This is a genomic window from Streptococcus pseudopneumoniae, assembly GCF_001072375.1.
GTDB lineage: Bacteria > Bacillota > Bacilli > Lactobacillales > Streptococcaceae > Streptococcus > Streptococcus pseudopneumoniae_L.
Genome location: NZ_JVKV01000099.1, coordinates 18,797 through 39,868, shown reverse-complemented (window position 1 = coordinate 39,868; position 21,072 = coordinate 18,797). Strand labels below are relative to the sequence as shown.

The 21,072-nt window shown below is 38.2% G+C and carries 19 protein-coding genes; 4 read left to right on the top strand and 15 right to left on the bottom strand.

Annotated elements, in window-relative coordinates:
- Positions 1 to 86: 86 nt before the first annotated feature.
- Positions 87 to 1,535, top strand: a complete 1,449-nt coding sequence (locus tag ADH31_RS07815; RefSeq protein ID WP_049509984.1) for an APC family permease — start codon at positions 87 to 89, stop codon at positions 1,533 to 1,535.
- A gap of 105 nt (positions 1,536 to 1,640) precedes the next feature.
- Here ADH31_RS07815 and polA read toward each other — a convergent pair whose 3' ends face one another.
- From polA to ADH31_RS07770, 9 genes are all read right to left on the bottom strand, one after another.
- Positions 1,641 to 4,274, bottom strand: coding sequence for a DNA polymerase I (polA, locus tag ADH31_RS07810; RefSeq protein WP_049509982.1), 2,634 nt, complete (start codon positions 4,272 to 4,274; stop codon positions 1,641 to 1,643).
- A gap of 64 nt (positions 4,275 to 4,338) precedes the next feature.
- Positions 4,339 to 5,472, bottom strand: coding sequence for an N-acetylmuramoyl-L-alanine amidase family protein (locus tag ADH31_RS07805; RefSeq protein WP_049509979.1), 1,134 nt, complete (start codon positions 5,470 to 5,472; stop codon positions 4,339 to 4,341).
- Between the two features lie 101 nt (positions 5,473 to 5,573).
- The gene (locus ADH31_RS07800; RefSeq protein ID WP_000128621.1) at positions 5,574 to 5,840 is read right to left on the bottom strand and encodes a Veg family protein; all 267 of its coding nucleotides are present in this window, start codon (positions 5,838 to 5,840) and stop codon (positions 5,574 to 5,576) included.
- Positions 5,837 to 7,195 carry a replicative DNA helicase gene (gene dnaB / locus ADH31_RS07795; RefSeq protein ID WP_000852500.1) on the bottom strand — a complete coding sequence of 453 codons (1,359 nt, stop codon included), beginning with the start codon at positions 7,193 to 7,195 and terminating at the stop codon, positions 5,837 to 5,839. The genes ADH31_RS07800 and dnaB overlap by 4 nt, the downstream gene beginning before the upstream one ends.
- A gap of 42 nt (positions 7,196 to 7,237) precedes the next feature.
- Entirely contained in the window at positions 7,238 to 7,690 is a 453-nt protein-coding gene (gene rplI, locus ADH31_RS07790; RefSeq protein ID WP_000864204.1) for a 50S ribosomal protein L9, read from the bottom strand.
- Positions 7,687 to 9,660, bottom strand: a complete 1,974-nt coding sequence (locus ADH31_RS07785; protein ID WP_000739181.1) for a DHH family phosphoesterase — start codon at positions 9,658 to 9,660, stop codon at positions 7,687 to 7,689. The genes rplI and ADH31_RS07785 overlap by 4 nt, the downstream gene beginning before the upstream one ends.
- A gap of 148 nt (positions 9,661 to 9,808) precedes the next feature.
- On the bottom strand, positions 9,809 to 10,351 hold the full coding sequence (gene hpf, locus ADH31_RS07780; protein ID WP_049509978.1) for a ribosome hibernation-promoting factor, HPF/YfiA family: 543 nt from the start codon (positions 10,349 to 10,351) through the stop codon (positions 9,809 to 9,811).
- Positions 10,352 to 10,430: 79 nt separating this feature from the next.
- The gene (locus ADH31_RS07775; protein WP_000649950.1) at positions 10,431 to 11,093 is read right to left on the bottom strand and encodes a ComF family protein; all 663 of its coding nucleotides are present in this window, start codon (positions 11,091 to 11,093) and stop codon (positions 10,431 to 10,433) included.
- Positions 11,090 to 12,388 (bottom strand): DEAD/DEAH box helicase, encoded by a 1,299-nt coding sequence (locus ADH31_RS07770; protein WP_000867727.1) that lies wholly within the window; start codon positions 12,386 to 12,388, stop codon positions 11,090 to 11,092. Before ADH31_RS07770 ends, ADH31_RS07775 begins: the two co-directional genes overlap by 4 nt.
- Positions 12,389 to 12,443: 55 nt before the next feature.
- On the opposite strand from ADH31_RS07770, the gene ADH31_RS07765 reads away from it, so the two are divergent.
- From ADH31_RS07765 to cysK, 3 genes are all read left to right on the top strand, one after another.
- The gene (locus ADH31_RS07765; RefSeq protein ID WP_000456747.1) at positions 12,444 to 13,079 is read left to right on the top strand and encodes a YigZ family protein; all 636 of its coding nucleotides are present in this window, start codon (positions 12,444 to 12,446) and stop codon (positions 13,077 to 13,079) included.
- Between the two features lie 16 nt (positions 13,080 to 13,095).
- Positions 13,096 to 13,539 carry a PH domain-containing protein gene (locus ADH31_RS07760; protein WP_049509977.1) on the top strand — a complete coding sequence of 148 codons (444 nt, stop codon included), beginning with the start codon at positions 13,096 to 13,098 and terminating at the stop codon, positions 13,537 to 13,539.
- Between the two features lie 96 nt (positions 13,540 to 13,635).
- On the top strand, positions 13,636 to 14,562 hold the full coding sequence (gene cysK / locus ADH31_RS07755) for a cysteine synthase A (protein ID WP_049509975.1): 927 nt from the start codon (positions 13,636 to 13,638) through the stop codon (positions 14,560 to 14,562).
- Positions 14,563 to 14,683: 121 nt separating this feature from the next.
- On the opposite strand, the gene tsf is transcribed toward cysK, so the two are convergent.
- From tsf to mreC, 6 genes are all read right to left on the bottom strand, one after another.
- Positions 14,684 to 15,724, bottom strand: a complete 1,041-nt coding sequence (gene tsf, locus ADH31_RS07750) for a translation elongation factor Ts (protein ID WP_000808094.1) — start codon at positions 15,722 to 15,724, stop codon at positions 14,684 to 14,686.
- Positions 15,725 to 15,802: 78 nt separating this feature from the next.
- Entirely contained in the window at positions 15,803 to 16,585 is a 783-nt protein-coding gene (gene rpsB / locus ADH31_RS07745; protein ID WP_000268462.1) for a 30S ribosomal protein S2, read from the bottom strand.
- Positions 16,586 to 17,020: 435 nt separating this feature from the next.
- Complete coding sequence (locus ADH31_RS07740) at positions 17,021 to 18,235, bottom strand: aminoacyltransferase (RefSeq protein WP_049509974.1); 1,215 nt, start codon at positions 18,233 to 18,235, stop codon at positions 17,021 to 17,023.
- Between the two features lie 198 nt (positions 18,236 to 18,433).
- Positions 18,434 to 19,651, bottom strand: a complete 1,218-nt coding sequence (gene pcsB / locus ADH31_RS07735) for a peptidoglycan hydrolase PcsB (RefSeq protein WP_049509971.1) — start codon at positions 19,649 to 19,651, stop codon at positions 18,434 to 18,436.
- Positions 19,652 to 19,742: 91 nt separating this feature from the next.
- Positions 19,743 to 20,237 (bottom strand): rod shape-determining protein MreD, encoded by a 495-nt coding sequence (gene mreD, locus ADH31_RS07730; RefSeq protein ID WP_049509969.1) that lies wholly within the window; start codon positions 20,235 to 20,237, stop codon positions 19,743 to 19,745.
- Positions 20,234 to 21,055: a rod shape-determining protein MreC gene (mreC, locus tag ADH31_RS07725; protein ID WP_049509967.1), complete on the bottom strand. Its 822-nt coding sequence runs from the start codon at positions 21,053 to 21,055 to the stop codon at positions 20,234 to 20,236. Before mreC ends, mreD begins: the two co-directional genes overlap by 4 nt.
- Positions 21,056 to 21,072 lie beyond the last annotated feature (17 nt).

Here is a 21,072-nt window from a genome sequence, read left to right as displayed (position 1 = left end):
CCTACATTTTTTATAGGAAATTTCGGATTTTGTTAGGCGCTTTCAAAAAAACATGATATACTGAAATTAATAGAAAAGGAGACATTATGAAAAAAGATCAACACCAACTTAATTGGCTGATGGTTTCTCTGATTGCCTTCAACATGGTTTGGGGGCTAGGAAACGTCGTCAACAACTATTCTCAACAGGGAATTTCAGTCGTCGTATCTTGGATTTTGATCCTCGCACTCTACTTTATCCCCTATTCCCTCATCGTTGGACAACTAGGTTCTACCTTTAAGGAAAGCGGAAGCGGTGTTAGTGACTGGGTTGAAAAAACATCAACCAAACGTTTAGCCTACTTTGCTGCTTGGACCTACTGGGTTGTGCATATCCCTTATCTCGCACAAAAACCTCAAGGAATTCTAATTCCGCTTGGTTGGGCCTTGCAAGGTAACGGACAATTCCTTAAACAAATCGACATCCACTGGATCGTTATTCTCTGCTTGCTAATCTTTGGACTTTTCCTCTACCTTTCTACAAAGGGATTGGCAACTCTAAAAGTCATTGGTAGCTTAGCGGGAAGTGCTATGTTGATTATGTCTTTACTCTTTGTGCTTTTGGCTGTCGGTCTGCCTTTCATTAAACCAGACATCCAATTTGCGACACCGCACATGGATCAACTGAGCACCTACATTCCAAACTTTGATTTTTCTTATTTTACAACGATTTCACTACTAGTCTTTGCAGTTGGTGGTTGTGAAAAAATTTCCCCTTATGTTAATCAAACCCGCAACCCTGCAAAAGAATTTCCAAAAGGTATGATTGTCATGGCCATCATGGTAGGACTGTCTGCTATTCTCGGATCAGTTGCCATGGGAATGCTATTTGATGGCAATAACATCCCTGAAGACCTCATGCGTAATGGCGCTTATCAAGCCTTCCAAATGTTAGGAAATTCTTGGGGAGTTGGAAACCTCTTTGTCGTGATCTACGCTCTTACAAACATGGTCGGACAAATCGCTGCGCTTGCCTTCTCTATTGACGCACCATTGCAAATCCTTCTCAATAACGCTGATGAAGACTACATCCCAAGCTGGCTTCGTAAACGTACTGAGAAAGGTGTCCTCATTAACGGCTACCTTCTTACAGGTGTCCTCGTTAGCCTTATCATCATCCTTCCAATTTTTGGTATTCAGGAAATTGACGGACTTGTAAAATGGATGACCAACCTCAATTCTATCGTAATGCCAATGCGTTATCTCTGGGTATTCCTTGCCTATATGATGCTCAACCGTGCTTGGAAAACATACAAAAATGCCGAATACAAGTTTGTGAATAATCCTAAGCTTGGCTTTGTTATCGGTACTTGGTGCTTCCTCTTTACTGCCTTCGCTTGTATCCTTGGTATGGTTCCAAAAATTAACTATGCTGAGAATCCAACTGCTTGGCAATTCTCTCTTCTTACAAACATCTTAACCCCAATTATTCTGATTGGATTAGGTGTGATTCTACCAGTACTTGCCAAAAAAGAACAAAAGAAACAAATCAAATAAATTCTACTATTAGCTAGATAGTTTCACTTTTGTCTTTTCCTGAAAGAAAAATCCCTTTGAACAGTAGCGTTCAAGGGGATTTCTTTTTGTCTAATAGTCTATTTTTTATTTGGCCTCATACCAAGTCACGCCTTCATTTTCATCAGCAATCAGGGGTACACTGAGTTGAATGGCTTCTTCCATGGTTTGTTTGACAAGTTTTTTAATAGCTACCAATTCTGACTTAGGCACTTCAAGAACAATTTCATCGTGCACTTGTAACAGCATCTTAGTTTGATAACCACCTGCAACCAAGGCCTTATCTAGCTGAATCATGGCAATTTTGAGAATATCTGCAGCCGATCCTTGGATTGGTGAGTTGATAGCTGTACGTTCCGCAAAACCACGAATGTTAAAGTTACGCGAATTAATATCTGGCAACTCACGACGACGTTTGAAGAGAGTCTCCACATAACCCTTATCACGCGCTTCACGAACCACTTCATCCATGTAATTTTTAATTCCTGGGAAACGTTCAAAGTAGGTATCGATGTATGCTTTAGCCTCTTTACGACTGATACCTAGGTTATTGGATAAACCAAAGTCTGAAATTCCGTAAACCACTCCAAAGTTGACAGCCTTGGCATTGCGACGGTCGTTTGGAGTCACATCCTCAGGACGTTCAATTCCAAAGACACGCATGGCTGTCGAGGTATGGATATCCGCTCCCTCTTGGAAAGCCTTGATTAAATGCTCATCTTTAGAGATATGCGCCAAAACTCGCAACTCAATCTGTGAATAGTCAGAGCTGAGGAGGACACTGTCCTCCCATTCTGGTACAAAAGCCTTACGGATAAGGCGACCTTGTTCCAAACGAACAGGGATATTTTGCAAGTTTGGATCCACACTAGACAGACGCCCTGTCTGAGTTAAATCTTGCACATAGCGCGTGTGAATCTTGCCGTCAGATAAAATCCAGTCCTGCAAACCAATCACATAAGTCGATTGAATCTTAGCAATTTGACGATAATCTAAAATTTTCTTGACGATTGGGGCAATAGGAGCTAGGCGCTCTAACACATCCACTGCTGTTGAGTAACCGGTCTTGGTTTTCTTGGTGTACTCTATAGGGAGGTCTAGCTTTTCAAAAAGTAGTTCGCCCAACTGTTTAGGTGAGTTGATATTAAACTCCTCACCAGCCAATTCATAAATCTCTTGAGTCAGCTTTTCAATGACAAGCTCATTTTCAGCTTGCATCTCGAGTAGAGTTTCTTTTTTAACCTTAATCCCAGCGATTTCCATCTTAGCAAGAACAAAGGCCAGAGGCTGCTCCATATCATAGAGAAGGTTTAACTGTCCGTTTTCACTTAATTTTTCAAGTAAAACAGGCCCTGTCTCAACCAGCACAGCAACCTTGCGAGCCAAGTGCTCCAAGAAGGTCTCTCTCTCAGGGATAGCTTTCTTGACCCCCTTACCATAGAAGGTTTCATCATCGACTAGGTAAGTTTGGCCATAGAGACTAGCGATGGTTGAAATTTCATTATTCTCGACAGTAGAGAGAAGGTATTTGGCCAAGCGACTGTCAAAAGCAGGAGCCTGCAAGTCCAAACCAAAACGATTTAAGAGAACTTTAGCTTTCTTAAAGTCATATACTTTCAGAGGTGTTTTTTCTAGAAAATCCTTAAGAATCGGATCCTGCAGAAGTTCCAGCTTATCTGTAGCGTAGAGCTTGTCTCCACAAGACCAAGCAAAACCAACCAAATCATCTGTATGGTAGTTTTCACCAAAAAGTTCAAAGTGAAAGATAGAGTCGGCACTCAGCATGTCTTCACTCACTTTGTCCACCACGGTGAAATTCAAAGTCTCAGCTTGATTAACCTGAGAAGCATTCAAGGCTTGCTTGAGCTGCTTAAAGCCCATCTCATCGTAGAATTTTCCTAAGCTTTCCACATCTGGACCGCTATAAACCAAATCATCTAGGCCAATCTCAATCGGTGCCTTAGTATCGATAGTTGCCAGTGTTTTAGACAGAAAGGCTTGTTCCTTGTCATTGACAAGATTTTCCTTCATCCTGGAAGCCTTCATGCCATCGATATTTTCATAAATACCTTCCAGCGATCCGTGTTCTAGCAAGAGCTTGATCCCAGTCTTTTCACCAATCTTGGTCACCCCAGGGATATTATCAGACTTATCCCCCATAAGGGCCTTAAGATCAATAAACTGAGCTGGTGTGATTCCCATCTTTTCCATAAGATATTCTGGAGTAAAGGCCTCAAACTCAGCTACACCTTTCTTAGAAATCTCAACCACTGTATGTTCATCTGTCAACTGGATCAAGTCCTTGTCTCCACTGACGATAGTTACATCAAATGAATCTTTTTCAGCCAAACGACCCAAGGTACCAATGATATCATCCGCCTCATACTGTGCCAACTCATAGTGGCGAATCCCAAGATGGTCTAGCAACTCACGAATAAAAGGAAATTGCTCACGAAACTCATCTGGAGTCTTGGCACGACCACCCTTATAGTCTGCATACATCTCTGTACGGAAAGTCGTCTTCCCCGCATCAAAAGCAACCAAGATATGACTCGGTTGAACACGCTCCAGTAGGTGATTTAACATCAGATGAAATCCGTAGATTGCATTGGTATGTAGTCCATTGTCATTTTTAAAACGATCTAGTTGCTGGTAAAGTGCAAAAAATGCTCGGAAAGCAACTGAAGAACCGTCAATTAGTAGTAATTTTTTCTTGTCCATACACCCATTATAAAGGAAAGCAGGGAAAAATACCATTAGGAAGAGCCCAAATGCTGAATAACACTTATGAGACTGGTTTTTCTACTCGAACTCCATCGCCATCAACTTGAAATCCATCGATAGTAGTATTTACTGCCAATTCTCCAGATGCATTTACATAGTAATGTTTTCCTGAAACCTGGAACCACTGGCTGGTTTTCATAGCTCCAGAACTTTCCAGATAATACCAAATACCTTTATCCTTCAACCAACCTGTCTGCATTTCACCAGATGACTTCAAGTAATACCAATTCGAACCATCTTTTAACCAACCTGTCGTCATTCTACCATCAGCTTGCAAATGATACCAGTTCCCATTAATCTTCTTCCAACCGACGGCTATCTGACCATTTTCATAGTAGTACCAACTTGTTCCCTCTTTTGCCCAACCATTTTTAGAGCTACCTGTTTTAGTTAAGGGGATATAACGTCTGTTTCCACTTCGTGAAATATAACTAATCCATTTATAGCCTTCTTTTTCAAAGGTTTGATCATAATGAACACTCATTCCAGCTTCGTAGTAATCGATAACAGTAGATGTCAATGATGGCTGATCCATAATAGCAGATTTTTCTGTGAAGTGATGAGTTCCACTGAAAGCTAGTAGAGACTGATGATGCCCTACACTAGCATTCCCTACATCTTTAAAGTGAATGAAACCAGTCATAGAACTCGCCTTTACAATTCTACTATGATATGTTTCTGTATAATCATAATTGTACTCCTCGATTTCAATCATGTCTCCAATCACATTAGATACCCAGGCTACGTGACCGTACTGCCCTCTTGTACTCCAAGCAATCGCACCAATTGCTGGTTGCTGGTCCACCCGATAGCCTTCTTTTTGGGCTCGATAACCCCATTGATTAGCGTTCCCATAAGCAGCTGGTAGTTCAAAACCATTGACACTACTTAAACGAAAAGCAGCAAAAGAGGTGCATTGTCCCGAGTACATACGCCACTTATCAATTTTTTGACTTCCATTTTTATAATAATAGGGATAATCATCTCCACGTGCCTGTGATCCATTGTTTGTCTGGTTGGCATGAACAGTTCCTCCACCAAACAAAAAAGCTCCTGCTAGTAATAGTGAAGCTGATCCTACAGCTGTCTTTCTGAGAAAAGTTCCCTTTTTATGTCCTGCTTTAGTAAATGTCATTCATTCTCCTTCAAATAATTAGATTTTTGAGGTTGACCTCATCTATATCATTCGAAAGAAAATAAAAAAAGTGAGAAATCTTCTCACTTTCATGATTATCCTTAATCCAAATAATGAATTAAGTTCTTTTCTGTCAAAATATCTGAATAGGTGAAAGATTCAACATAGACATTAGCCTGTTTGTCTCCTTCAACATTTCCAAACTCAACTATGAAGAGCGATGGGTAAACCTCAATTAGTTTTCCCAAACGATTCTTTTGGCGTTTACGACCATTTTCTAAGGTCATTTCTACCACTTGTCCCTCATGCGCCTTAATTTCTTCTTTGATTTTTTTCATTTTAGCCACATCTGTAAATGCGTCTGTCATCTTGGTTCCTCCATCTTCGAAATACTTGAAAATTTATTATATTCTTTTTGGAAAATCAATTCTACCGTTCCGCGAGCACCGCTACGGTTTTTCTCGATAATCACTTCTACTTTATTATTTGGAATTCCTTCCTCCTCTTCACCACCGCGCTCATAATAGTCATCACGATAAAGAAAGGCTACAATATCAGCATCCTGCTCAATAGATCCAGATTCACGAATATCAGACAAAACTGGTCTCTTATCTTGACGTTGCTCTACACCACGAGAAAGCTGACTGAGAGCTATAACTGGAACTTTGAGTTCTTTTGCTAGGATTTTCAACTGACGGGAAATCTCAGATACTTCTTGTTGACGATTTTCTCGACCAGTCCCTGTGATCAGCTGAAGATAGTCAATCAAAATCAAGCCTAGATTACCTGTTTCTTGAGCTAGTTTACGGGAACGAGAGCGAATTTCTGTGATCCGAATCCCTGGTGTATCATCAATGTAGATACTTGCATTAGCCAGATTACCCTGAGCAATCGTATACTTGCGCCATTCTTCCTCAGTCAATTGACCTGTACGGATAGAATGCGACTCTACCAACCCTTCCGCAGCCAGCATACGATCGACCAAACTTTCAGCACCCATTTCCAGAGAGAAAATAGCAACTGTCTTGTCTAGTTTGGTTCCGATATTTTGCGCAATATTCAAAGCAAAGGCTGTCTTACCAACCGCAGGACGAGCTGCCAAAATAATCAATTCTTCCTCATGCAGACCTGTCGTCATGTGATCTAAATCTCGATAACCTGTCGCAATACCCGTGATATCTGAAGTCTGTTGCGAACGAGCTTCTAAATTCCCAAAGTTGATATTCAATACATCGCGAATATTTTTAAAGCCATTTCGATTGGCATTCTCACTAACGTCAATCAAGCCTTTTTCTGCACGAGCAATAATTTCGTCAGCAGGTTGAGAAGCTTCATAGGCTAGGTTTACAGACTCTGTCAACTTAGCAATTAGACGTCTAAGCATAGCCTTTTCTGCTACAATTTTAGCATAGTATTCCGCATTGGCAGAGGTTGGCACCGAATTGACAATCTCAACCAGATAAGACAAGCCTCCGATAGTTTGTAAATCACCCTGGCTATCTAGTATCGTCCGAACTGTGGTTGCGTCAATAGCATCTCCACGATCAGACAAATCAACCATAGCTTGAAAAATCAAACGGTGAGCATACTTAAAGAAGTCCTGTGAATCGATATATTCTCGGACAAAAACGAGTTTAGTCTCATCAATAAAAATGGCTCCTAAAACAGATTGTTCTGCCAGGATATCTTGAGGCTGAACACGCAGTTCTTCAACTTCTGCCATCAGACTTTCCTTCCTTTTACAATATTGTCAACCAATCGTAAATTAAGCTTCCTTGACACGAAGATTGATTACACTTGTTACATCTTGATAAATCTTAACCGGAACATCAATCAAACCAACTGCTCGGATTGGTGATTGAACTTGAATGTGGCGTTTATCAATTTTAATACCAAATTGTTTTTGCAATTCTTCTGCAATCTTCTTGTTAGTAATTGACCCAAAAGTTCGTCCGTCTGGACCAACTTTTTCGACAAACTCAACGATTGTTTCTTCTGCTTCCAGTTTTGCTTTAATTTCCTTCGCTTCTGCAAGCATCTCTGCATGTGCTTTTTCTTCTGATTTTTGCTTACCACGCAACTCACCAATGGCTTGAGCTGTAGCTTCCTTAGCAAGGTTTTTCTTAATTAAAAAGTTTTGTGCATATCCAGTTGGCACTTCCTTAATTTCACCTTTTTTCCCTTTACCTTTAACATCTGCTAAAAAGATTACTTTCATTCTTCTGACTCCTTTTCTTTTGTTTCATTAAAAATAACTGTTTTCAGTTTATCTCCTGCTTCTTGCAGGCTCATATCTGTCAAACGTGCCGCAGCTAAGTTAAAGTGACCACCGCCACCTAACTCTTCCATAATTCGCTGGACATTGATCTTACTTCTGCTTCGCGCAGAAATGGAGATTGCTCCTTGACTATTCTTAGCAACTACAAAGCTGGCCTCTATACCAGACATGGCAAGCATAGCATCAGCAGCCTTACTAATAACAACCGTATCGTACTCTTTATCCTCCAAAGCTTGAGCAACCAGGATTGATGGCTGTACCATTTGCCCCTGCAAAATGAGTTCATTTACCAATCGATATTCTTCAAAATCAGTGGCCGAAATTTCCTGAATGACAATGCTATCACTCCCTCTCGTTCTGAGATAACTTGCAACATCAAAAGTTCGACTAGTTACCCGAGAGGTGAAATTTTTAGTATCCAACATCATTCCCCCCATAAGAACACTAGCCTGAATGCGACTCAAACGTTTCTTATTAGAGTTTTGAAATTGAATCAACTCCGTAACCAGCTCGCTGGCACTGCTAGCACCGCTCTCAATATAGGTAATGACCGCATTATCTGGAAAATCTTGGTCCCGACGGTGATGGTCAATAACAATCGTCTGGGTAAACAAGTCATAAAACTCTTTGGATAGGGTTAAAGCTGTCTTGGAATGGTCAACCATCACAAGCAAAGAACGTTTGGTAACCATTGTCATAGCCTGTCCTAAAGGAAGAAGTTTTGAAACACCCTCCTCTTCCAAATAGTTGATAGCTCGAGCAATGTCTGGAGACATCTGTGTAGGATCATAAACCACATAACTATCTTCTAGAACATTACTCGAAAACAACTGCATCCCAACCGCTGAGCCAAGAGCATCCATATCCAGATTCTTATGACCAACAACAAAAACTCGATCAACACTTTTAAGTTTGTCTGAGATAGCTGTCATCATGGCACGAGTTCGTGTCCGAGTTCGTTTAACAGATGCTGCTGAACCGCCTCCAAAGTAGATTGGATTTTTGGTTTCATCATTCTCTTTTACAACTACTTGGTCACCACCACGAACTTCGGCTAAGTTGAGATTGAGGAGAGCAACCTTCCCAATCTGGTCATGATTCCCATCACCATAGGAAACTCCTATACTCATCGTTAGTGGTAAATTCCGTTGCTTAGCTTCCTCACGAAAGGTATCAATTACAGAAAACTTATCCTGCATCAAGTGATCAAGTACAGTGTAGTCAGTAAATAGATAAAACCGATCCATACTCACTCTACGAGAAAACATGGCATGTTTCCCAGCAAATTCTGAAACAAAATTTGCAACAAAGCTATTAATATGACTAATGTCTGATTCAGACGTTTCATTTTCCAAATCATCATAGTTATCAACTGAGATAATCCCGATTACCGGTCTACTTGTCACAAGCTCAGCAGTCGCCTCATACTCACCAGAAACATCAAAAAAGTATAAGACACCTGAATTTCTATCTAAATGCACTGCATAACGTTTCTCCCCAATAATGGCATAAGCCCCTGGAGTAGAAATCGAACTCTTTAAAATCTTTTGAAATTGAGGAAAATCAATTTCTCCATCCTCAGTTGTTAAAATTAATTCCGCATAGGGATTGAACCATTCAATCTCACTGCTGTTCATGTTTAATTTAACAACTCCGACAGGCATTTGCTCTAGGAGGGCACTCAAACTGTCCGTAGCCTGATGATTGACATACTGGATTTGCTCGATATCCGTTTTTTTGTAATATTTTTTCTGGAAATTAAATAGCAGAACATAGAATACGATAAATAAAAATAGACTTGCTATAGTGATCAGATTATCCTTTACTAACACAATCAAAATGGTCATAATCGTAAAGGTTACTATAGCAATCAGATACATAAAAAAGGGATTTATTTCATTTTTTTTCATTACAAACCTCTTGCGCATTATTATACCATAAATGTAGCCAAAATGCGACTTTTAAAGAGGAAACACTATTTTCAAATAATAGTAAAACATCCAAACTAAAAAGTGGTTTACACTAGTGTAAACCACTTTCAAAGACTAATTTTTTTGATTATTTAACTTCTAGAAGACCAATATCTCCATCTTCACGACGATAAATAACATTTGTTGTTTCATCTTCAACATCTACATAGATAAAGAAATCATGTCCCAATAAATCCATCTGTAAGATAGCTTCTTCCAAATCCATTGGTTTCAAATCAATTTGTTTTGAACGAACAACTTTTGGTTGTGCTACATCTAAGTCCTCAACTAAAACATCTGTAAAGAGTTGACTTGTAGATACTTTATTTCTGTTCTTACGTTCAATTTTAGTTTTGTTTTTACGAATCTGACGCTCAATCTTATCTGTCACCAAATCAATAGAGCCGTACATATCTTGAGAAATATCTTCTGCACGAAGAGTAATAGATCCAAGCGGAATAGTTACTTCTACTTTAGCAGTCTTTTCACGGTAAACTTTCAAGTTAACACGTGCATCCAATTCTTGGTCTGCTTGGAAGTATTTTTCGATCTTTTCGAGTTTAGAAACTACATAATCACGAATTGCTTCTGTTACTTCTAGGTTTTCACCACGGATACTATATTTAATCATATAAGTACCTTCTTTCTAAACATATTTGTTTTTCTAACTATATTATAACGCTTTCATATTTTTTTTGCAAACTTTTTCCTTATCTTGCGAGGGAAAAAGTTTTAATATTCTGACAACCAGCCTCTAATAGCATACTTTTAAGACGATTCAAGGTAGTTCCAGTTGTATAAATATCATCAAAGAGTAAGATATTTTCTGGGGGCTTCACGCCATCTTTCAATAAAAATGGAAACTCTGTAAGTAAACGATCAGATCGATTTTTTGAAGAACTAGCCTCCACTTCTTTTTTAACCAAAATATCCAGATATGTTAACCCTGTCTCCTTTATCAAACCTTCAACTTGATTAAATCCTCTGCTTTTTAAACGCTGGTAACTCAGAGGAACAATCACAATATGATAGTCCTTATACTTCTTTAACTCTTTTTGCAATATCTCAGAAAATATCTTTCTAAGAAGATAATCACCATCAAATTTATAGCGACTAAAATATTCTTTCATAGCCTGATTATAGGAATAAAGAGCCACATGATCAACCTTTACACCTTTTTTACACCAAAATTGACAATCTTGACAGATGATTGACATTCCTTTTTTAAAACAAGTAGGACAATGATTACCACCAATGCTCTCGAAAGACGAAATACAGGATTCACAAACTAGTTCCTCCTCCTTTTTAAAACAGAGCAGGTTAGTAAAAGTTATCTCTGTTTGCAAGCTTTTACCACACAATAAACACTTCATACTCCTGCCTCCTGATTCATTTGCTTAATCTCCTTTATGGCTTTCTTAATGGACAGATTGAATCCGTCATGGAAAAATATCAGTTCTCCAGTAGGACGATCCATGCTTCTTCCAACTCGCCCACCAATTTGTACTAAACTTGACTTGGTAAAGAGTTGATGATTGGCTTCCACCACAAAAACATCTACACGAGGGAAGGTAACTCCACGCTCTAATATAGTTGTGCTTATTAATATCGTTAACTCTCCATCTCGAAAGGCCTGTACCTGCTCTAATCGGTCTTCCGTAATTGAGGATACAAAGCCTATTTTCTCATTCGGAAACTTCTCCTGCAAAATTTCTTTTAACTTTTCTCCCTTTTTAATCTCAGAGGCAAAGATTAGTAAGGGATAGGCCGTCTTTCTCTGTTTCTCAATGTAAAGTTTTAATTTTGGAGGTAAGTCATTTTTTTCTAAATATCTATTAAAATGCGATAACCAGATTGGCTTGGGAACAATGAGAGGATTTCCATGAAAACGACGAGGTAAACTAAGACGCTTTAACTCCCCTTGTTTAACTTTTCTATCTAACTCGTCAGTTGACGTTGCTGTTAAAAATATTCTCAATCCATTTTCCTTTACACAATTGTTGACAGCATGGTAAAGTACTGGGTTATCAACATAAGGAAAGGCGTCCACTTCATCCACAATCAATAAATCAAAAGCTTGATAAAATTTTAATAGTTGGTGAGTGGTTGCTACAACTAAAGGTGTACGAAAATAGGGATCTGACTCCCCATGTAGTAGCGCAATCTCACATGCAAAATCATTTTGTAATCGTTTATGGAGCTCTAGGCAAACATCAATTCGTGGACTGGCCAAACAAACAGCTCCACCTTGATCAATCACCTTGGCAACAACTTGGTAGATCATCTCAGTCTTACCAGCTCCTGTCACTGCATGTACCAAGGTAGCCTCCCTCTTATCTACCGCCTGAAGGAGTCCTTGTGATACCCGCTCTTGAAATGGAGTCAGTTGACCTGACCATTTTAGTACATCTTGCTGTGGAAACCTTTCTTGCGGAAAATAATAGAGATTTTGATCACTTCTTATTCGCTTCATAATCAAGCATTCTCGGCAATAAAAAGCACCAATAGGCAAATGCCATTCTTCTTCTATCTGACTACCACAACGCTGACAATATTGTTGACCCTTTTCTTTTTTCATGGATGGAATTTGTTTTGCTTGTTGTCTCTCCTCATGACTTAATTCTTGCTCGGTAAAAAGGCGACCGAGATAATTTGGATTTACTTTCATATTTCTTTATTCGTAAAATGTAGAACTTTACGCTATTTTTTAGTACAATAAAAATATGGAATACAGAACTATAAAAGAGGACGGACAAGTCCAAGAAGAAATCAAAAAATCACGCTTTATCTGTCATGCCAAACGTGTCTATAGTGAGGAAGAGGCTCGTGATTTTATCACAACTATTAAAAAAGAACACTATAAAGCTACCCACAACTGCTCTGCTTTTATTGTCGGTGAGCGTAGTGAAATCAAGCGAACTAGTGATGATGGAGAACCTAGTGGGACTGCTGGCGTTCCTATGCTAGGAGTTCTGGAGAATCACAACCTTACTAATGTCTGTGTTGTAGTTACTCGTTATTTTGGTGGTATCAAACTAGGGGCTGGTGGTTTGATTCGCGCTTATGCTGGTAGTGTTGCCCTAGCAGTTAAGGAAATTGGCATTATTGAAATCAAAGAGCAAGCAGGGATACAGATTCACATGACCTATGCCCAGTATCAAGAATATGGGAATTTTCTTAAAGAGCATAATCTCATAGAATTAGAGACAAACTTTACAGATCAAGTTGATACTATGATTTTCATTGACAAAGAAAAGAAAGACGGTATAAAGGCTGATCTCATCGAATTTTTCAATGGAAAAGTTACTCTAACTGACAAAGGTTTACGTGAAGTTGAAGCACCTGTAAACCTATCGTAAAGAAAGGAAATATCAAATGGCTTTTGGAAGATTAATTCAGGGACTGGCTGGAAACTTCAGTGAACAAAATAAAGAGGCTCTTACAAAGGAGTTTGGACAATATTTATTAGAGAACGAAGAAATTCAAAGCGGATATAAACTCATTCGTGACTCAATTATCTTTACAAACATCCGTATCATCTTTACAGATAAACAAGGGGCAACCGGACGTAAGATGTCTATCAAATCAATTTTCCTCATGAACATTGTCAATGTTGAGATGGAGACCGCTGGTCTTGGGATTGATGATAGTGAGATTACGATTACTTACTTAGAAAATGCCTTTTTAAAAGCTCATAACGAACACTTTAACTCTCACAAATTTGAATTTCCAAAGAAAACAGATATCGTACCTCTTTACACTTATCTATTTGAATTAGCTTATCACAATCGTTTAAATATTAATGATTTAAATCACTGATATAAAAAAATCCTATCACTCCGATAGGATTTCTATATTTTACAAAAATTAAAGTTAGCGTTATACTAGTAGCATCTTATACAAAGAGGTGCTAATATGGCTATTTATAACAATATCACAGAACTCATCGGTAGAACACCGATTGTTAAATTAAACAACATTGTACCCGAAGGTGCAGCAGATGTTTATGTAAAACTTGAAGCTTTTAACCCAGGATCATCCGTTAAAGACCGCATCGCCCTAAGTATGATTGAAAATGCAGAACAAGAAGGTAAACTTAAACCTGGTTCTACTATTGTAGAAGCAACTAGTGGGAACACTGGTATTGGTCTCTCATGGGTTGGTGCCGCTAAAGGTTACAAAGTTGTTATCGTTATGCCTGAAACAATGAGCGTGGAACGTCGTAAAATTATCCAAGCTTATGGAGCTGAACTAGTCCTCACTCCTGGTAGCGAAGGAATGAAAGGTGCAATTGCAAAAGCGCAGGAAATTGCTGCTGAGCGTGATGGTTTCCTACCATTACAGTTTAATAACCAAGCTAACCCAGAGGTTCACGAAAGAACAACAGGAGCTGAAATTCTAGCTGATTTCGGAGCTGATGGTTTAGACGCATTTGTTGCTGGTGTTGGTACTGGAGGAACTATTTCTGGTGTTTCTCATGCTCTTAAAACTGCTAACTCAAACATTCAAGTTTTTGCTGTTGAGGCAGACGAGTCAGCTATCTTGTCTGGTGAAAAGCCAGGTCCTCACAAAATTCAAGGTATCTCTGCTGGATTCATTCCAGATACACTTGATACAAAAGCTTACGATGGTGTCGTTCGTGTAACATCAGATAATGCTCTTGCACTTGGCCGTGAAATCGGTGGAAAAGAAGGATTCTTAGTCGGTATTTCTTCTGCAGCAGCTATCTATGCAGCAATTGAAGTCGCTAAAAAACTTGGAGCAGGTAAAAAAGTCCTTGCGCTTGCACCAGATAACGGAGAACGTTACCTATCTACAGCACTCTATGAATTCGAAGTATAGTCTCCTAAATACACTAAGCCCTTGTATAGGGCTTTTTGTTTATCTTTTAAAATAAAAAAGGATTCCTATGAATCCCCTCTAACAAAAGAAAAGGAAGCAAATTAGCTTCCTTACTTTTTTATTAGTTATTCAAGGCTGCTGCCATTGTAGCTGCAACTTCTGCTTCAAAGTCGTTTGCAGCTTTTTCGATACCTTCACCAACTTCAAAGCGAGCGAACTCAACTACTGAAGCGTTAACTGATTCAAGGTAAGCTTCAACTGTCTTGCTGTCATCCATGATGTAAACTTGTGCAAGAAGTGTGTATGCTTGGTCAACTTTAGTGTTGTCAAGCAAGAAACGATCCATTTTACCTGGGATGATTTTATCCCAGATTTTTTCTGGTTTGCCTTCTGCAGCCAACTCAGCTTTAATATCAGCTTCAGCTTGAGCAATCACTTCATCAGTCAATTGAGCTTTTGATCCATATTTCAAGTGTGGAAGAGCTGGTTTACCAACCATAGCACGGCTTTCATTATCTTGGTCGATAACGTGGTTCAATTGTGCCAACTCATCTTTAACAAATTGCTCATCCAATTCTTTGTATGAAAGAACTGTTGGTTTCATAGCAGCGATGTGCATTGAAATTTGTTTAGCAAGTGCTTCGTCTCCACCTTCGATTACAGAGATAACACCGATACGTCCACCGTTGTGTTGGTATGCTCCGAAGTGTTGTGCATCTGTTTTTTCAATCAAAGCAAAGCGACGGAATGAGATTTTTTCTCCGATAGTTGCTGTTGCAGACACATAAGCCGCTTCAAGAGTTTCACCTGAAGGCATTGTCAAAGCAAGAGCTTCTTCGTTGTTAGCTGGTTTTCCTTCTGCAATCGCTTTAGCTGTTGCGTTTACCAACTCAACAAATTGAGCGTTTTTAGCAACGAAGTCAGTTTCAGCATTTACTTCAACAACTGCTGCAACGTTACCATCAACATAAACACCAGTCAAACCTTCTGCAGCAACACGGTCAGCTTTCTTAGCTGCTTTTGCCATACCTTTTTCGCGAAGCAATTCGATCGCTTTTTCGATATCGCCTTCAACTTCAACCAATGCTTTTTTAGCGTCCATAACACCAGCACCAGATTTTTCACGCAACTCTTTAACAAGTTTAGCTGTAATTTCTGCCATTTTGATTCTCCTATATTTTTTAAAAATAGGAGAGCCGGGCTAAGCCCCGCCCTCCTAGGTAATTACTATTTATATGAATTAAGCGTTGTCGCCTTCTACAACTTCAACGATTTCTTCGATTGAGTCTGCTTGAGCTTCTGAAGCTGCAAATTCTGCTTCAACTGCTGCAACAGCATCTTCACCTTGGCGACCTTCGATGATAGCATCTGCCAATTTAGCTGTAATCAACTTAACTGCGCGGATAGCGTCATCGTTAGCTGGGATGATTACATCGATATCGTCTGGATCTGTGTTTGTGTCAACCATCGCTACAACTGGGATTCCCAATTTTTTAGCTTCTTTAACAGCGATTTGCTCTTTATGTGGGTCAACTACGTACATTACATCTGGAATACGAGGCATATCTTCGATACCACCCAAGAATTTTTCAAGACGTGCACGTTGTTTGTTAAGAAGTGCAACTTCTTTCTTAGGAAGAACTTCAAAAGTTCCATCTTCTTCCATACGTTTGATTTCTTTCAAACGAGCGATACGTTTTTGGATTGTTCCCCAGTTTGTAAGAGTTCCACCCAACCAACGGTGGTTGATGAAGTATTGACCTGAACGTACTGCTTCTTCAGCAACTGCGTCAGCTGCTTGTTTCTTAGTACCAACAAACAATACAACTGCATCATTAGCTGCAGCATCACGCATGAAGTCGTATGCTTGGTCAGCGTATTTTACAGTTTGTTGCAAGTCGATAACGTGGATTCCGTTACGCTCAGTGAAGATGTACTTAGCCATCTTAGGGTTCCAGCGACGAGTTTGGTGACCAAAGTGTACACCAGCCTCAAGAAGTTGTTTCATTGAAATTACTGCCATGAGTATTTCTCCTTTTTGTTTTTTTCCTCTTCTTGATTTCAGCTTGCAAAACGACCCGAAGGCAACAGCTTCACAATTCATCAAGAATGAGTATTATCGTTTACACGACAAGTTACATTGTATCATAGTTAAGCTTTTTTTTCAAGTAATTTTGCTAGTTTTTCCTTCATAACCTAACTTCCCAACTGAAATTTTAAAAAAATTTATTCACTTTAAATAAAAAATATCCCAACATAAATTGTTACTGCTAAATGTGCAATAACCGCTTATGTTGAGATTCAGATAAATACAAAATATTTCGAGTTGATAGCTTAAATGTTTTGATATGAAAGAATCTACTTTATATTTTTTTATAGCAAGTGTCATATCTTCATACTCTATGTTATCAAAAAAACAATTACTAAAGATTAAACTTGACAATAAGTTTTTGACTTTCTACTTGCTACTTCGAAGTTTCTTACGAATTTTATAGGCTATATTAAACAAGAAATACAATGAGCTAGTTGGGAAATTAAACTCACCAGCAAATTCCTCGATAGTGGGATTAAACTTAGATTTAAAATTAAATAACCCACCCTCTAAATTATTTTCAATTCCTCCCATATTATGAGTTTCTGCCCCACGTTCAAATGAATGTTGAGCAGTCTCAAACCATGTAGGAATAGCAGGTTGATAATGTCTAAATTCCTCATTCATTCCAGCATATAAGTTTTCAGAAGTTTTCCCAAATTCAATGGTTAAAGTTCCAGACAATGGAACAACACTGTCTCCTCTATCAATATGGCTCTTAAGAAAAGAAATTTCTTCCTCTAATCGTTTTCTCTCTTGCTGATTCTCTTTTATTTTGCCTTCTTTCGTTTTATCAGTAAATTTCTGCGCTATTTTAAGATTCTTTTCGAGTTGCTGCTCAACTTCTTTCAGTCTATTAGGTAAATCTAAATAGCTCAGTGTGATAAAAGAGTGATCAGGATAAGTAGTCAGTAACTTCTGATAATAATCTTTGCCTCGTAAACTGATATTCTTACGAGACTCTGTTTTCTTCATTAAAAATGAAAATTCATCTAATAAGTCGAGTCCACCGAATTTTACTTCCAATCCTTTATTTCTTGCAGTTCGGATTGCCTGTCTAGTAGACTTGGATAGTTGATCCAACGAGAAGTTTTCTTTATGAATATTAGCTTGAAAACGAGGTTGTATGTTTTCTGCCATATCCTTTGTCAAACCTGTCCAATGAACTTTGTTTTTTTGCAATTCCTCAACAATTTCAAAAGTTTTAGAATTTTGAATAGTTTCTTGGTCGATAAGACTTCGACTGATAAACAAACTTGGATCAAATTTAACCATTATTGCATGGCTTTTTTTAGCAAGTTTTTTCAATGTTAAAAGCACAAATTTCAGAAGTTCTTTATCTTCATAATTAATAACTGGGCCTCTTGGAATATAGAACATGGAAAATCCTAATGGAAGAGGCTGAATTAAGATGTTCGCTACTCCAACTAGTTGATTCTCTTTATAAAATCCAACTCTCTCATTCCCCCAAGTATCCTTTATCTTGGCCCAATCACTACTCTGCAATAAATTCCCTTGAGGATGATTTTTCAAAAATAAATCCCACTCTTGAACATCAACATTCATTTTATAAGTAAACATAATTCCAGTACCAACTCTCTTAAACTCTAGTTTTTATTTCGTTTGATAAACATATTTATTCTAGCTACATATCTGATAATTTTTATCCCATCTTTCATTCTATAATGACAAAAACATTCTGATGAAAATTTCTTATCAATACTATACAAAGGGTGAGATTAATAAAACCTCACCCTAAATTTAATAATAATTAATATGTTAGTTTGGATAAATGTATCTTACTGTACCACGTGATGCTGTAGGATTAAACCATCCACGATAATTTCCGATTGGTTGAGTTCCGCTACCATCATAGTTACATTCTGAAACTTGAATACGCGTTGTTGATTCAACAGCTGTAACAACCGCTACGTGTCCATATCCACCATCATCCCAACAAGCAATCGCACCAACTTGTGGTGTAGAACCTGTACGGAAACCTGCTGCTGCTGCACTAGTAGCCCACTGACCACCATTACCCCAATAATCACCAGCCCATGGAGCCAAAGTCTTAGCACCCCATGTACATTGACCTGTAGGGTAACTTGAAGCATTTGAACTATAAGTTGGTCGTTGACTTACAGTAGTTACTGCAGGTGTGTAGCTTGAATCATCATCTGACGATGAAGCTGATGAAGAACTCGAAGTTGCTTGTACTTGGGCAGCAAAAGTTGTGTTAGCTGAAGCAGCAACTGTTTGTTGTTGACTTGCTTGTTTAGCTTTATATGCTGCTTCTGCCTCCGCTGCTGCTTTAGCTTCTGCCTCTGCTGCTGCTTTTTTCTCTAGCAAGCTAGCTTTTTCGTTTTCTGCTGTAGCTTTTTCAGCTGCAAGATTTAACTCAGCTACTTTCAATTCTGCTTGTTTTGTTGTCAAAGCTTGAGCATCGTCAGCAAGCGTTTGTTGGTTAGCAATGACTGTATTGATTGCTTCGTTGTTTGCAACTTGTTTTTCAGAGATAGCTTTCTTATCTTCTTTTTGTTGCTGCAACATTTTATTGTTTGCTGATACGATTTCACTCATAGCTGCTACACGAGAAATAGCTTCTGTGATTGAGTCAGAGTTAATAATCGTATTAATGTAACTTGTAGCAGTTCCGTTCGTTTGTGCGCTACGAGCTTGGTTTTCAAGCGATTCGTTACGTGCTACGATGTTTTTTGAAAGCTCTGCGATTTCACCTTCAAGTTTTTTAGATTCTTCTTGAAGTTTTTCGTTTTCAGATTGTAATTTTTCTTGCTCTGATTGAATAGCTGAAACTTTAGTTTGAATTTCGTCTACTTGTTTTTGAGCTTCTTTCTGTTGAGCTGTCAAGTTACTAATTTTACTATCTTGAGCAGCAATCTTTTCATCTGTTGTATTTGCTTTAACACTTGAAAGAACAGCTCCTTGTGAGACCAATACTGTACTTAACAAAAGTGATGCTAGGATTTTTTTCTTCATAAGTGTAAATACTCCTTCTTTTAAGACAATACTAGTATATCAAAAAAAGGCTTAATAAATATTACGCCTTTATTACAGTTTTGTTTCTTTCTTATAGATATATTTTTTCAAAAATAAACTGGAAAACTAACATCCAGAGACAGTTTAATATCATTGACGGAACTAGACCATAAACGATAAAAACTGTTATACTTTCAGCAGTTAAACCAATCATTTGCGCTAGAAGAAAACTACCAAATTCAAAAGAGAAAGTCATCATTAAAATAGCTAATAGTCTAGTCCATCTATTTGAGAAAATGATCGCATTATTTTTATAAATGATTGCACCAATAATCACAAAAAGAAGACTAGCAATCCCTACTAAATGGAAAAAATAAATATCGTATATAAGACCAATAAATAAGCAATAAACTAAAAATAGATACTCAGATACTTCTATTGTTTCAAACAACAAGAAGATGAAGATAAAGTGGCTCACAATTTGAAAATGTGGAAAAAAACTATTTACAAATTGCCCTAAATGACTGTCTATTAAGACAACTATAGGCAAGAGTAAAAACATCCCTATCTGCTTCAACAGTCTCATGATGGATTCCCCACTAACTCTACGACTTTTAGATTCATTGGATCAGCATGGAGTTTAACCATAACTTCTCTTGTTAGATAGTCACTACTATGGGTAACTGATACAACCTCCCCTACGGGAATATCTGTAGTTTTAAAGTTGCCCAGACCTCCTGTAACTACCTTGTCTCCTTGGCTGATATCACTACTACTATTTAACTGGCTTATTTTAAGCAAGTCTTTTTCTTTGTCGTACCCAATGATAATGCCATATATACTAGTAGAACCGTGTTGGATTTTAACAGAGATTTTCTCCGTATTTTCCGCGTTGGTCAATAAGTTGACCACAGTAGAGTTATCTTCAACCTTTCCCACGCTTCCAATCAGTCCCCCACCAGCAATCACAAGCATATTACTGGTCACACCTTGTTGAGAACCTGCATCAATTGTCAACTCTTGTTTCCAAGTTGCAGGAGTTCTCATGATGACGTCAGAAGCAATCAACTTGGTTGCATTCAATTTTGACTTCATATCTAATAACTGACGCAGTTGCTCATTCTCTTCCTTCAGACTGTCTGCTTCATTCGTTTCCTTCTTCATCTGATAGAGTTCTTTTTTGAGAGTTTCATTCTCGTTATAAGTTCTGGTCAAACGACCTAAATCAGATTTTACGGAAGATAGCCATTGAAAAGGCTTTTGCACTATTCTATCGACTAATGAAATGCCATCTCCAGCTTTTGTCACAACTGCACTTGATTGTGTTGTTACTAAAAAAACGGATACTACTAATACAACGACAAATAGAACAATGATATATTTTGATTTTTTAAAACGGTTCATACCTCTACCTTATATTA